A 14,614-nucleotide genomic window follows, 5' to 3' on the forward strand; every position below is an offset into this window, starting at 1 on the left:
CGGCTGGCGACTGCTGTACTGACGCGGGTCGAGTAGCACCGGTCCAAGCCTGACCGTCCCACCATCGTTCGGTACTGCCGTCGGAGGGATCTGGGTGCCAGCCTTCTGGTACGCCAGCACCAGCGGTCGAGTCGCTGCTACCTGAGTCGTTCAACGAGTTCCCATCGAAGTTGCTGTTCTGCGCTGTCACCGCTTAGTCGCTCGAACTATGTAATTGCGTTACGCAGGTCGATGGACCAGATCGAGACAGAAGAGCATCGTGCGCACCCTCTCGGCCTCGCTCGGCCCCGGACGTCGCAAAGCCACACGCGAGCAATGCATCCGAAACAACGACTCGACTCTGTGGTCGATGAACGGTTCAAATGACTGACGACGAGACTGGGCGCAAACAGGTGTGTCTGGGTATAGCAGAATGCCCAGAATGTCTGAACATCACTATTCTCACCCGCCTACGTCGGCGGATGCGGACGCAGAGGCGGCACCTCGTCGGATCGGTCCGCAGCTCGGTTTGACCTGCTTGGCAATCGGATTGGGCAATTTCATCTCTGTGCTTGTCACGCTGGCTGTGTATACGGCACTCGACAGGCCGTCTCCCGGAATGGCCGTGCCCGCGCTGATCGGCTTCCTTGTCGCGGCATGTTTTGGAGCCATCGCGTTCACCGCCTATCGCCGTTCCAATACGATCGCGTGGTGGCATCTCCTCGGGCTAGGGTTCGGCGTCGGATTGCTCCTGAACTCGCTTGGCCGACTCTCGGAACGCGGCAACCCCATGTTGGTGATTGCGGAAACCGTCAATTTCATTTCTCTGCTACTGATAGTCGGTGGCGGGATAGTCGCAGCTGTTCAAGCTGCTCGTAAGCCTGCGGCCCTTCCGGACGGTCCTCTGACCGCGCAGCTGGTCGGGTACACCGCGGACGGGCAGCCCGTCTATGGATCACACCTGCAAGGCCGATCCACCAACACGTTTGCCGTTTTGGCGTTGGTGTTCGGGATTATCGGCGGTCTGCTCGGTGTCGTCTTCGGACACATTGCGCTGAGCCAGATCAAGCGCACCGGAGAAGGCGGACACGGGCTGGCCGTTGCCGGACTCGCGCTGGGATACATCTACGTTGTGTTCTGGTTCCTACTGATCGTGGTCGCCAGCATCTGACACCGTCCTGCTCGGATCGGTGGCCCGTCAAGATATCTTGACGGGCCACCGATGGTCGAATGCAAGTCTCAAATGCCGAGGTCGCGCCCGTTGTCGGTTTCATTGCCTGACTCCGGCCCCTCGCGATCGGTGCTCTTCCACGGCTTGGTCGTTCCAGAATCATCGTCCACAGCACGTAGGAAGTTGCCGGGCCGGGTCGATGTATCGCCTGATGCCAGCGGCCCGTTTGCTCCTGCGCTCTGTGCGGCGGCAAGCTGAGCAGCAATAGCTTTGTCGTGCATCATCGCTCGTACATCGTCGGCGCTGCCCATTCCGAGGTCTTCGACGAGTGCGGGGGTGGGGTTGAGCATGAGCGACCACTTCGGCTCGCGGCCTTTCGCTGCGGCGCGTTCGGCGCGTGCAGCATCTCGGGCGAGGGCTTCGGGGCTGGTCTCTGCTTCCTTGATTTCTCGCCGCAATCGGGAGACTTCGTTCGAGAGGTCTTTGAGCTGGACTGCTTTCGGGAAGTCGGAGAGCTCGATCAGGTCGAGGTCGTCGAGGCGTTGTTCGTCTCGATCGAGTGAGCGTTCGGCTTTGGCCAGGTCGGTGTCGACGGTGTACGCCATGTTTTCCACCCGCGTGAGCAGCCCGAACGCGTGCTGGCTGCGGTCACTGTCTCCGATCTTCGGGTGCAGGTCGCGGGCTTCGATCACTTTCGTCGACGACCCGAGTCCGGAGAACGAGAGATACAGCGCACTGTCTTGGGCGGGACGGGACGCCTCGATCGGGAATCCGCTCATCTCCGCGATCACCATCGTCTTGGTCAATCCTTCGCCTTTGAGCGAGTGATAAGTGCCCTGCAACGCTATGGCCATCGCATTCGCTGCGTCGCTGCGCTTGTTGTAGAACACCCCGCGGATGGTCATGCCGGGCCACTGGTTGGTCTCGCGCCTGCCTTTGAGCACCGGTGCTGCCTCGGTCAATTGGGCGACCCGCTGGCGTGCGCGGGGTACTTCGCGGCGCAGCCGGTCGCGGTCGCGTTCGATCGAGCGTTGCTCGGCGAAATGCGAATCCGCTTCGGACTGGAGCTCCTGGAGCTGGGAGTCGAGTTCGATCTGTTGGATGTACCGATCGTCGCCGGTGGCGAGGGCTTTGGTCATGGCCGAGTTCTCGGCGAGCGAGTCGCTGTCGAGGTCGACCACGCGCCGCATCGAGCGGTCCGCTTTCTTGAGCTGTTCGATGAAATGCGCCTTGCGGTGCACGGTCTGCCACATCACGGTGTCGAAGGTCTTCTCGGCGACGTAGTTGAACACCTTCACATGCGCGTTCTGGTTGCCCTGCCGGATGATTCGGCCCTCACGCTGTTCGAGGTCGGCCGGTCGCCACGGCACGTCGACGTGATGCAGCGCGATTGCGCGGTCCTGGATGTTGGTGCCGGTGCCCATCTTTTCGGTGGACCCGAACACCACCGATACCTTTCCGGTGCGGCACATCTCGAACAGGCGGGCCTTCTCCGACGGCTTCGGGTAGTCGTGGACGTAGGCGATCTGCGCGGGCTCCATTCCGCCGGCGAGCAACTCTTCGCGGATCCCGTCGTAGATCGACCACGACCCGTCGGCTTTCGGAGTGGAGCGGTCGCAGAACACGATCTGCAACGCACCCGGCGTCGGGTGGGGTTCACCGGAGGAATCGAGGTAGGTGTTCTCGCTGGAATCGTTGTGCACGTTCAGGATTCGCTCAGCGACGATGTGCGCCCGGGAATGCTCCGGTGGTGCCGGATCGAGGTGCGCGACCCTGGGGTCGAGGGTGGCGTTGCGGCCGTCGTTGGCGACCTTGAGCGCATTGTCGATATCTGGGCGTTTGGCGTCGGCATGGTCGGCGCGATACCCGAGGTCGGCGATGAAGTCCTGTACTTCCAGCGCCGGGGTGAACGTGACGTCGGTGTTGCGGCCACCGTCCTTGACGGGCAGGTTCGCCGGCACCTGATCGCGGGTGACGGCGTCGGTGTAGACGCTGGTCATGCCGATCAGATCGCCGACGTTGGTGAATTCACCGACCCGGGTGATCGCCCGCAGTCTCGATCCGGACGAATTCAGCTCGACCCGCTCGACGGTGTCGGTGAATGTTGCTCCCCAGTCGTTGATCTGGGCGACCCCGGCGTCCTCGAGGAGATCCGGACGCAGGTAGTGCTGCATCACCCACAGCTCGGCGAGGGAGTTCGCGACCGGGGTGCCGGTGGCGAACGTGGCCACGCGTTCGACGTACTCCTCCGGCGGGATGCCTTTGGTGATCGCTTCCTCGCGGCGCATCGACCGCAGATAGTTCAGTTTCAGATCGAGGTCGGTGGCGCGGTGCGAGCCTTCGTTGGCGAGCTCGGTGACCCCGGAGGCGCGGGCGAGGTTCTTGAACTCGTGGGCTTCGTCGATGAATAGGTAGTCACAGCCCGATGCCTCGAACGTGAGCCCGAGATCCTTCCCGGCCTGTTCCAGCGCGGTTTCGAGCTTCTCCTCGAGCTTGGCTTTCATCGCCTCGAGACGTTTGCCGGTCTGGATGCTCTCGACGTTGTCGAGCTCGGCGTCGATGGCCTCGACCTGGGTACGGATGTATTCGGCTTTCGTGCCGGGATCGACGCCGATCGAGGAGAACGCCGACCGCGGAACGATCACCATGTCCCAGTCCTGTGAAGCGGACTGGGCGACGAGCAATCGGCGCCCTTCGGCGTCGGTGGCCGCCGATCCGGACAGGATCCGTGCGCCGGGATACCACTGGCCCGCTTCGCGGACGACCTGGTCGATGATGTGGTTGGGCACCACCACCCACGGCTTGTTCGCCAACCCGAGGCGTTTGAGCTCCATCGCCCCCATCAAGATGGTGCCGGTCTTGCCGGCCCCGACGACGTGATCGAGCATCACCGTCGGCTCGGAGACGATCCGGGCGGCGGCGTCGCGTTGGTACGGGTACGGCGAGTACTTCTCCCCAAGACCGGGAAAGGACATGTACGCGCCCGAATGCACTGGCGCAACAAGGGAGTTGAACGTGTCGTTGTAGATGTCGAGGAGCTGCTCGCGGCGGATCTCGTCGGCGTGCAGCGCCCACTGCCCGAACTCCTGTGCCAGGCGTCGCGCCTTGGATTGCGCGGCGCGGGTCGCGGCATCGTGCACCGTCGGTGCGCCCGCGCTGTCGCGGAACTCCTTGGAGGTGGTGATTTCGATCGGGTCGCTGTTGAGCAGGTCGGTGAGCAGTTCCTTCCAGTCGTAGTCCCCGGCGCGCATTCCGGCGTTGCCGATACCGCGGTCTTCGGCCGGGCGGTGCTCGAAGTTGTACTTCGTCGACCACGCCCCACGTTTGGGGACCAGTGCCCATTTGAGATTCTGCGTCCCCGAGTCCGCATAGTGCCCGACCGTGACCGACCATCGTCCCGATGCCCGTTCGATGGTCACCGGAACATCGCCCGGCACCTCGAAGGTCTCGCGCACGAACTGGACGTAGGTCGGGGTCGGCACCCACGTAGCACCGAGGGCGACGTCGGGGTCGGTCTTACGCGGAGGAATGACGGCGGTCAGGGCGTCGACGTTCGCTTGGTAGCGGGGATCGAGCGCGGCGATCTCTTCGGCGTCGGCGAGCTTGGTGCGGACATTGCCCGACAAATAGTTCGAGGCCGATACCCAGCGGGTCGGATCGGTCAACGTACGGAAGGCGCGTCCCTCCATCTGACTTTCGGCCTGCTCGACCGTGGTCCCGAGCAGCTCGGCGATACGCCCGACGTCCAGACGCGCGTGCTCGTCGAGGCTGATGGCCATTGCCTCGTCGACGGTATCGGCGTGGTTGCGCAGCTCACGCGAGTGCAGGACGTCGGTGTGGAAGATCGCCGCCTTGCGGGCCGTCATGGTCTCCTCGTCGAAATGCTCGAGGGAGAGCACTGCGGCGAACGTCGGGTCGGTGCGGATAGCTCGGCCGAGGTGGCTCTGCAGCTTGGTGGGCTGTCGTGGGTTGATCCAGGCATCGTCGGACAGCCGGGCGTAGACGTCTTCGGGAACCTCTCCGGCAAAGGGGTCGCCGGCAACCCCTTCGTCCTTACGCCACGTCTCGATCAGTTTCGCGAGAGCGGCATCGTGCTGCGATTCGGTGAGGTCCTTGGGTATAGACATCTTGAACCGGTTGATCGGGCCGTAGCGGGCAACGTAGGCGTCGTACTGCTCACCCAGGATCTCCCGCAGCGCTTGCCGTTGACTGGGGTCGGTGGGGCCTCGTTGCGCGTCGATCAGGGCGTGGGTGGTGTCGCGCAGCGCAAGCAGCTCGCCCCATTCGGCGACCTGTTTGGCTCCACGAGTGTTCACCGGCTCCCAATCCCGCGAGTTCCAGCGTTCGATGGTCTCCATCTGCGCGTCGTGCCGCAGCGCTCCCACCGCGAGCTCGTCCTGGGCCGGGCCGTTCCCGATCGCGAGGAGCCCGCGCTCGAAGTCTTCCCGAGTCGGCCCGAGGGTGTCGCGCCAGGACGCGGTGAGCCCGAGCCCGTCGGTCTTCGCGACATCGACGATCGCGGTGAGCTGATCCTCGACCAGGTAAGCGAGGTCGACGTCGCTGTCGGTCGCGGCGACGGACAGAGTCTCGTTGCCGTACATGCCGTGCCCGACCCGCAGCTCACCGAGCACCTATTCCGGGTGATCGGTGTAGACGGCGTTGATCGGTACGCCCTTGTCCTCGCCGGCATCGTCGAGGGCGGTCGCGTTCTCGAGCTGCAAGAACCGCTCGGTGAGCGGTGCGGGTTTCGCCCCGTCGGCGCGGCGACGCAACACGAGAATGTCGGTGACGACCTCCGTCCCGGCAACCCGCCGGAACGTGGTGGACGGCAACCTCACTGCGCCGACGAGGTCGCCGAGGGCGGCGATGTCGCGGCGGGCTCGCTGGTTCTGGGCGTCGAGGGTGTAGCGGGAGGTCAGGACGGTGACGTATCCGCCGGGTGCAGTCATCGCCAACGATTTGACGATGAAATGGTTGTGGATCGAGTGCTTGGCTTGGTTGTGAACCGGGTCGTAGAGCCGATAGTCCCCGAACGGGACGTTGCCGATCGCCGCGGTGAACGAGGACGCCGGCGCGGTGGTCTTCTCGAATCCTTCGCCGCGGATCTGCGCCGACGGATTCAACGCGGCAGCGATCGCGGCAGTGGTGGCATCGAGTTCCACCCCGACCATCTGCGCCGAGCTGGGAGCGTGGGCGATGAATGTGCCTGACCCGCAACCCGGTTCGAGGACACGGCCGCCGGTGAACCCGGCCCGGATCGTCGCCTTCCACATCGCGGCGGCAATAGCGGGGTCGGTGTAGTGGGCGTTGAGAATGGTGCGCTGTGCCTGAGCCCAGCCGGTGTCGTCGAGCAGCGTGCGTAGTTGCTCGCGTTCGGCGGTCCAATCGTCGCGTCGCGGGTCGAAGACCTGCGGGGTCGCGCCCCAGCTCGACCAGCGAGCCAGGACCGCTTGCTCGTCGGCGGTGGCGTAGCGATCCTGCGCGGTGACGACGGCGAGGGTGCGCAGGGCGTCGATGTTCGCTGATACACGGGCTTTCGCTCCGGACGGAACCAGAATCTCGGTGCCGGGCCGGAAGTCGACGGGCTCGACATTCCACAATCGCTCGGCGACTGTCTGAGTGTCGACCACCATCCCTTCGTTGGTGTCAGGGACTGCGGTAGTCGCCGTGGGGTAGGGGTTCGGTTCGACTGTGGGGGAGGCGGTTTCGACGCTGGGCGGGGGAGTGCCTTGCGCGGCCAGGAGTTGGTCGACGCGGCGACCGTCGGCGGCGATCAGGTGCCGACTCTGGTTGCCGTAGCTGATCGCGGCGGCGTGATCGTCGGGCCCGAGAGTTTTCTGGTTCTCTTCGGGAATCAACGACACATCGCCTGCGCGGCGCAGCTCCATCAGTGTGTCGGTGACCTGCTCGGCGGTCAGTGTCCCGTCAAGGTCGGCGCGGATCCGCGCCAGCCGCACGTACGCTTCGTCCTCGCGCGCCAGCCGCCCGTACGCGTCGCGCACCAGCTCGACCGGGGACGGGGGGACCGCCGCGGCGTCGGCGGCGGTGTCCGCGACGACCTCTGGTGCGCGCTGCAATTCCGGCACAGGTTGGGAAGCGTCGGCCTCGGCGATCAGAACGTCGGGATCGACTGGTGTGGGCAGCGGTGTGCCGCCGACATCGACGGCAGTCGGGTCGATCGGCGCTGCACCGTCGGCGTCGAACGCGAACAGATCGAGCTGGGCGTCGGATTCGCTGCGCCGGGTTACTTTCCGCTTGCCGTGTGCTCGGCCACCCGCTCGTCGAGCTGGCTCGTGAACGTGGGAAACAGTGGGTGCTCGGTCGACGTCGGGTAGGGCTCGTTGTCCTCGATCCGTGCCGCGATCAGATGCGCTGCGTAGTACCGGAACCTCATCGGTTGCTCCGCCCACAACAGGTCCGTCAGCTGGTTCGCTTCCTTGTCCGGGTCCGCGCAGTTCAGTGGGTTGCGCCACCGCTCCGGGTCGCTCCGGTGCACCTGAATCCGTGCCCGATCCCGCTCGGCTTCGGCTTCCGCGCTCTCCTGATCCGGCGGGTAGGCCTCCATCTCCGGCGGGAGCTGGCCGTAGATCTCCTCGTTGATCACGAAGTCCGTCGCCTGCGCCCAGGCCTGGTTGATCAACCCGACCTGCTCCATGTACGGGGCCGGCTGCCCGTTCTCCCGGATGTAGCGTTGCAGCACTTGCTGTTCCATGTAGATCTTCATGTTGTCGATCCGCTCCGCGATCCGCTCGCTCTCGCTCTCGAGGAACGCCTGTTGATCGGACGGGCTCAACTCCGGCGGCAGCCCCTGGTGCTCGAGATACAGCTTCATTACTTCCTGCGTTATCGGGTCGATCATGGGTGTCACTGTCCTCTGTCTCGGCGAACAAATCGAGTTGGAAATCGTCGGAATCTTTGGCCACAGCGTGCGCTCCTGAAGTCGGGCGAGAGGTGTATGCGACCCGCGCAACCCGAGACCGGGTGGGGGTCGTTAACGTCGTCGTCGGCTGGAGGCGCAAACTCCGGCCACAAAGGGCCCTGGTGGGTCATGCAGGACCCACCAGGGCTTCTGGCTGTTTCGGGTCAGTGGTTGTGTCAGGTTTTTCAGCCGGTGAGCTCGTCGAACCAGCCGGCCGGGGCCTGCACCAAGTTCAGCCGTATCGGCGGAGTCTTCTGATGAGAGTCACGGCTGCACAGGTACATCGGGCCGTGCTCGGCATCGAGCATCGTGCGCAGTTGCGGGTCCGCGTGATGGACCCACCACCCCGACATCGCGGCCCCGTCCTCGGCTGCGGACGCTGCCTCCCATGCCGTCCACAGTGCGTGCAGACGCACCACGACCTCGGGATGCTCGAACCAGCGTGGGCAGAACACGCGGTTCTTTCCGGCAGACGACGAGAGTTTGCGTGCCACGATTGCCGACAGCCACGTGTCGAACCAGGCATGGAAGCTCGAGAACTTCGTCGACGCAGCCTTCTCGGGATCCGGATCGGAGTTGTCGGGATGGTCGTCGGGGAAGTTCTCGTCAGGGAAGTCGTCGTCGGGGTAGAAGTCGTCGTCAGCGCTCACAGGAACGGCTCCTCGTCGACGTCGTCGATGGTGGCGGCGGCGTGTACTCGATCGGGGACGGGGATCTGCTCTTTGTCGGGGATCCCGTACATCGCGAACGAGGCATCGATCGCGTGGGCATTGGGGCCGTCGGACCAATACATCTTCTTCACCAACACCGGCCGATTGCCTGAGATCTGCACCAGTGCCCGGGTTTTCGGGATCGCGGCGAGATCGTCGACTGTCAGGATCGGCTCCTTCGACCAGGACTGCGACTTCGACGACGACCCACTGTCGAACACCCCGCCGCTACGCGAGGCCGACCAGCGTTCGACGTCGTGATCACCGACGAGTGCCGACAGCTCGGAGAGAGTGTTCTTGTCCTTCACACCGCCGCCGTACCAGAGGAAGTTCGCGGCGTCGAGGAGCTGTTTGACCCCGTCCTGCCCCCACACCTTCTGGGCCTGAGAAAGGTTCTGCACGATCGTCATCACACAGATCCCCTGCGATCCGAGGTGCGAGTACCAGGCAGGGAGCTCGGGGAGGCGGCAGACGTTCGCGGCCTCGTCGAGGACGCCGAGCATCGGCACCGGAAGCCGTCCGCGGGGGCTCCGGCGCGCGACGCGCTGGGCGGCGTCGATGATCGACCCGATCAACGCCGTGGTCAGCGCCGACGACGAATCGGGTCCTTCCTTCGACAACGCATACAAAGTGTCGGTGCTGATGACGAAGTCCTCGACGACGAATTCACGCATCGAGTGCGGATACCGCACCGATCCACCAATCTTGGTGTCCGGTGCGCCCTCGACGGAGATGTCGCGGCGGTTCGGTGGGAGAACCGACATCGCGTAGGCCTGCTCCTCGAGCAGGCCGATGAACCGACGAGCCATGTCGTACAGACCGTCTCGCTGGCGCGGGTTGAGTTCGCTGGTCGACTTCAAGCGGTTGGCGATGATGTGGTGGCCGTGGACCGTGAGCAGTCGCTGGGGAAGTTCGTTCGCCTCGTCGGAGAGCCAGCCGTAGACGTGCAACAGATCCCCGTCCGCACACGCCGCTGCGAGCATCATCTGCGCCAACAACTCCTGCGCTCCGCCGTCGAAGTAGGCATCGACGCGGGCCGAATCGTCCCTCGATGCGGCAGCGAAGTAGGAGGCCAGCTTGCGGGCGTCCATGATCGTCTCGATCACGCGCAGCGGGTTCCACCAAAACCCGTCATCGCCGGTGCGGGGGCCTTCGGCGATCCCCTGTAGGTCGTAGCGCCACACCGTGCCGAGCAACTCGCGGACACCGCGAGTGAAATCGTGTCCGTCGCGCTTGTTGGAGGTGAACAGTGCAGCGCCCGGCGCGGTGCACAGTGCGTCGATCGCCAACGCCGCAGTCTTGCCCATACGAGGTCCGGCGAGGGCGAACAGCATGTCCTCCCACGACATGAACACCTGCTGATTGCCCTGGACGGTGCGTCCGACGACGACTCCGATGTCGGAGTCGTCGAGGGTGTCCAACTCGGCAAGATCGGTTCGCAGCGACTTCGCACGTTCGCGTGCCTGCTTGCCGGTCACCCCGGTCAGCTTCGATGTCGGTCCCATCAGGCGGGCCTTGGCGTCGACGTCGTTCTTGCCGCTGCCCGTTGCGCGGGCTGCTGCGGCGACGCCGGTGAGACCGGAGACGATGATCACCGCGATCACGAAGATCCATGTCGACACGCTCGGCCACGTCAGCTTTCCGCCGGCGACCGAGAACAGCGCCCCAAACGGGTTGACGGGGATATCTTCACCTGTTTCTACGAATACATGCCCGAGCCACAGTGAGCCGTAACCGAGCGCGATCAGCACGATCACCACCGAGACGGCGATCAGCGGGAACATCGACGACGATGTCCCGGCTCCCTTCGAGGTCGGCTTCTTGGTCACCATGCGTCCACACCAGCCTCTGTGGCCTTGTCGACGCCGCGGTCGATCTCGATGACGTTCGCGACCCGGTTGGTGATGTCGACGACCGAGTCCGACGAGCGATTCTGCCGTGGTGTCTCGAGCATCAGATCGACCAGACGGATCGGTTCGACGTCCGCTGCGGTGGAGGACACATCAAGGGTGTGCTCGGCGATATCGTCGAAGTCGAGGCCGTCGAGCTCGGCCGGTAACTCCAGGACGTCCAGTGACAGACCCGGACGGAGTACGGCGTCATCGACACCGTTGTCGACAAGCCGCTGCCTCCATGCATCCTCGTGCACAGCCGTGCGATCGGCTGTGACATCGGCCCAGTCCTGTTGGACGGGGTCGGTGAAGGTCTGGCCGGCGATCATCTCGTGTGCGACACCGGTCGCGGCGAGATACGCCGCCGCCCGCACAAGTGAGACGTCAGTATCGAGCAGACCGGACGCGCGATTGTCACTGCGCGGCTCGTAGGAGTGCGACCGAGCGCGAAACTCCTCGCGTCGGGTGTGCGCCCGGTCGGGCAGGCTGCGGCGGCGTGCGGCAGCCAAAGCGGCGCGTCGGCCGCGTTCGTAGGCGGCAGCAGCGATCTCTGAGCGGCGCTGCAACTCCGCGGTCGAAACAGTGTCGTTGGTCATCGACGGTCACCACCGTCGAGAAGGTGTGCGGTTTCGGATGTGCTGGGCGGGATCGACATGGAGGGCCTTCACTGGGAGCGTCGGCCAGCCCACAGCACGAAGACACCGGCACGTGAAAACGTGCGGTGCAGCGCTGTTGCTGGATGGACGCTCGACCGTGACCCTCATCGACGGTCGAACGATGTCAGGTTAGCGCATAGGGCGCAGGACAGGCAGGTCAATCCCAGCGAATCTCGGTATCGGAACGTCAGCCGTGCCCATGGATAATGCTGAAGATGCGTTCCTCCACCTCGGCGGGGGTGCGGTGGTAGGAATCGCCCCAATTCTTCAATTGAGTGAGGTAGCGGTTGTAGTCCTCGGTCTGTCCGGGCCGAATCCGCATTCCGATGTTTTCACGTAGCCACCGGATGACGAGAGCGTCCAGGATTGGGGCGGCGTCAGCGGAGGTGGAGTCACCGCGTGCGGTGACGAAGAACAGCCATGTGGTGAAGAAGTCCGAACCAAGCCGCGGAATTGCACCGGCGTTGTTGAGGTAGCGGTATCCCTCCACTGCGCCTTCGTCTCTGGCGATCCACATCGAACGGACGAGGCGGTCCACGACACTTGGTGAGAGCTCCGCGCCGATCGGCTTGTGTTCACCGGTCAGAATCTGTGCCGTTCGATACGGCCCGTAGCCGGAACCGTGGTGACCCCAGATCATCGCGACCACGAATGCGGCAGCCGGGTTGTCGTGTGCAATGCGATCGATCAACTGGGCTGCATCATCGCGTTTCAACGATTCCGGCAGAGACTGAAGGACATCGGAGACGCCCGGAATGTGCCCCACCCACTTCGACCACCGACCGATCGCGTACGCCGAACCCCGCTGATACGTGGGACTTCTCAAATATTGAGACAGCAAAGCCGGAACCATGACTCGCGTGGAAACAGTAGCGGTGTGGCGCCCCACCTTCCCGGTTATCGTGCCGTCCGCCCCCACGACAGTGTCGTCTTCGAACCAGGTGTTGTCGCAGGTGAGGCAGTGGCGGTTGACGGCGTCACTGGGGTTGTTCAACAGGACGACGCAACCGGTGAAAGCGATGCCCGGCACGGGACCCGGGGGCATGCCGTATTCGAGATGCATCACCGTGTGGCACTCGCACCGTGTGCACGCCGGTCGATGCGCCATGATCAGCTCGGACAGGCCCCCGGAGAACGGGTCATGCACCATCGCATGGCAACTCGCACACAGCACCATGGAACTACCGAACAATTCGGAGCCGTGGTGCTGTTGAAGGGCTGCCCGCGCCTGCAGGAGCGGCAGATGGTCGAAGCGCTGATGACATGCCGCGCACTCCCATGAGTGGCGGGCCATGCCTTGATCACCGTCGGCGCACCCGGTGGTGTCGATGAGATACCACGGTGTCGGATCGCTTTCTTCGGCTGCCGCGGCGTCGAGAAATAGCTGGCTTGTCACGGGGTCCAAGGTTGCCGGGGGAACGGGCAGGCTGTGCCCGAGTCGTCGTTCGATCCCAGCAACGGCCACCCCGCGAATGTTCCAACCGGCGGAGTCCACCACCAAGGTGTCAGGCGAGTGGACGTCGAATTCTTCGATATTCAACACGGCAGGAACGTCGCCGGGGACGATCCACGCCACCAGATCACCGGGTTCGTAGTCGGGGTAGGAGAGCCTGAACTGATCCAGGTTTGGTTCGTCGTCACGGTAGAAGGCGAGGAACTGCTCGCGAGGCGTACCTGTGCCTAGATGAACGGTGATCGGATCGGACATCGACCCCTCCTGAGAGTTGTAGCGGTGGTGACCGAGCTTTGTGTGAGACCGGCGGTCGGGCGAACGCTCATTCGGTCCGTTGGTGTGCGACGCGAGACTGTGCTTGTTCGTTTCGCTTGTCGACGCTCAGCTGCCATTGGCAGGTCATTCGCTGGTTCGGGGACGCTAGAAACCTGCGTCGTCGAGAGTGTTGAGTACCAGGTCGGCAATCGGCAGGGTCATGTTGTACAGATGCCCGTTCTTGCTGAACGGCTTGTCACGGACTCCGCGCGTGTTTTTTACGGCAAACCCGAAGGACGACATAGACCCAGCAAACGAACTCGGCTCGAGACCCGTGGAATTCTGCACAGACTCGACGGTGGCTTCGGGTGCCTCGTCCGCGATGGCCCGCAACACCTTTCGTGCGGTCGGCTTCAACTGGGTGACGTACCTTCTCATCTTCGGAGCGGTCCACCCAGACAGGTCGGCCGCTACGTCGTCTTCCTCCTCTGTGTCCTCGTCTTCGTCGGCAGTGAGCAGATCGTCGACCGATACGAATCCATAGCTCCACGCGAGTTGTAGTGCAACCATGCGGGAGGTGTCGACGTCCGGGTCGAAACTGATTGTTACAAGCATTCTGTCTCCTCTTAGAGAGTCTCTGTGATCTCTATAAGAGTACGTTACTTGATGCGTACATGCTAGTGAGTGCAAGTGAGTCTCTGTAACTCATTAAGATTCTCTGCAGCAGCGAACGTGAAGGTGGCACCTCTACGCTGCATGCAGCAGCTGACGGTCGGTAGCGAATGACCGACCCCTGCATTCGCGTCGGTGGGTGGTGAACCGCTATCTCACAGATCTCGGGGTCGACACCTTCGGCGGTTGTCGCCCGTACGATGCGTTGTGCGCGCGGTAACGATTAGCCTGACGTGAGTCGGTAATAGAGCAATGACACTGCAACCGCGCGAGCAGGTTTGTTTGGCCCCATAAGGCCCAAGTCGCTGGCCAGTGCACCATCCAGGAGTAAGAACGTGGCTAACCGCCCTGATATCGAGAAGGCCGTCGCGCGGCTGACGAACAAATACGGTGCTCAGAAGGAAATTCGGAAGCTGCCGGAGTTTCTCTGGGAAAGCGAGCTGGTCGATTCACTGGTTGTCGGTCAGTACGGCAAGGGGCAGGGCCTGCTGGCGCTCACGAATCGGCGCATTCTGTTCATCTTCGAAGGCATAGTGTCGTCGTCCTCCGAAGATTTTCCGTTCGAGAAGACATCGTCCGTCCAGTGGAGCAGCGGCATGTTGCTCGGAAGCATCACCATCTTCGCGAGCGGAAACAAGGCGGAGATCAAGAACGTCGCCAAGCCCGAGGGCAAGTTGTTTGTCGAGAACGCGCGCAACCGTCTTTCGCGCCCGAGTATGGACGAGCCAACAACACGCCACAGGCAACCCCCAGCGGCACCGCCGGTTGATCACATGGCCGCGCTGAGGCAGTTGGCGGAATTGCACCAAGCGGGCATCCTTACCGACCACGAATTTCACACCAAGAAAGCTGAGATCCTCAGCAGGATTTAGGCGGACAGTCCTCGTCGACTGGGATTGGTCGACGA

9 protein-coding genes and 1 pseudogene are annotated in these 14,614 nt (G+C 63.6%); 2 read left to right on the top strand and 8 right to left on the bottom strand.

Annotated features, from left to right (window positions below; translation table 11 throughout):
* Positions 1–22: 22 nt before the first annotated feature.
* Positions 23–190 (bottom strand): annotated as a pseudogene (locus tag CH283_RS29085) (DUF2510 domain-containing protein); the annotation flags it as partial.
* Between the two features lie 231 nt (positions 191–421).
* Here CH283_RS29085 and CH283_RS28890 point away from each other — a divergent pair.
* Positions 422–1,150: a DUF4190 domain-containing protein gene (locus CH283_RS28890; RefSeq protein WP_255183315.1), complete on the top strand. Its 729-nt coding sequence runs from the start codon at positions 422–424 to the stop codon at positions 1,148–1,150.
* A 68-nt stretch (positions 1,151–1,218) separates the two neighbouring features.
* Here CH283_RS28890 and CH283_RS23610 read toward each other — a convergent pair whose 3' ends face one another.
* From CH283_RS23610 to CH283_RS23645, 7 genes are all read right to left on the bottom strand, one after another.
* Positions 1,219–5,781: a helicase-related protein gene (locus CH283_RS23610; protein ID WP_094639431.1), complete on the bottom strand. Its 4,563-nt coding sequence runs from the start codon at positions 5,779–5,781 to the stop codon at positions 1,219–1,221.
* Complete coding sequence (locus tag CH283_RS23615; protein WP_141215295.1) at positions 5,782–7,560, bottom strand: hypothetical protein; 1,779 nt, start codon at positions 7,558–7,560, stop codon at positions 5,782–5,784.
* 694 nt (positions 7,561–8,254) lie between these two features.
* Complete coding sequence (locus CH283_RS23625; RefSeq protein WP_176460363.1) at positions 8,255–8,719, bottom strand: DUF4913 domain-containing protein; 465 nt, start codon at positions 8,717–8,719, stop codon at positions 8,255–8,257.
* Positions 8,716–10,611, bottom strand: a complete 1,896-nt coding sequence (locus CH283_RS23630; protein WP_094639435.1) for a type IV secretory system conjugative DNA transfer family protein — start codon at positions 10,609–10,611, stop codon at positions 8,716–8,718. The genes CH283_RS23625 and CH283_RS23630 overlap by 4 nt, the downstream gene beginning before the upstream one ends.
* Positions 10,605–11,267 (bottom strand): TraI DNA relaxase, encoded by a 663-nt coding sequence (locus CH283_RS23635; RefSeq protein WP_094639436.1) that lies wholly within the window; start codon positions 11,265–11,267, stop codon positions 10,605–10,607. Before CH283_RS23635 ends, CH283_RS23630 begins: the two co-directional genes overlap by 7 nt.
* Positions 11,268–11,514: 247 nt before the next feature.
* Positions 11,515–13,035: an 8-oxoguanine DNA glycosylase OGG fold protein gene (locus CH283_RS23640; RefSeq protein WP_094639437.1), complete on the bottom strand. Its 1,521-nt coding sequence runs from the start codon at positions 13,033–13,035 to the stop codon at positions 11,515–11,517.
* A 165-nt stretch (positions 13,036–13,200) separates the two neighbouring features.
* A complete protein-coding gene (locus CH283_RS23645; protein WP_141215293.1) occupies positions 13,201–13,650 on the bottom strand; it encodes a hypothetical protein in 450 nt (149 codons plus the stop codon).
* 392 nt (positions 13,651–14,042) lie between these two features.
* On the opposite strand from CH283_RS23645, the gene CH283_RS28895 reads away from it, so the two are divergent.
* On the top strand, positions 14,043–14,579 hold the full coding sequence (locus CH283_RS28895; RefSeq protein ID WP_094639439.1) for a PH domain-containing protein: 537 nt from the start codon (positions 14,043–14,045) through the stop codon (positions 14,577–14,579).
* Positions 14,580–14,614: the final 35 nt, after the last annotated feature.

Origin of the sequence: Rhodococcus sp. 05-2254-2 (genome assembly GCF_002259095.1) — a bacterium.
Lineage (GTDB): Bacteria > Actinomycetota > Actinomycetes > Mycobacteriales > Mycobacteriaceae > Rhodococcoides.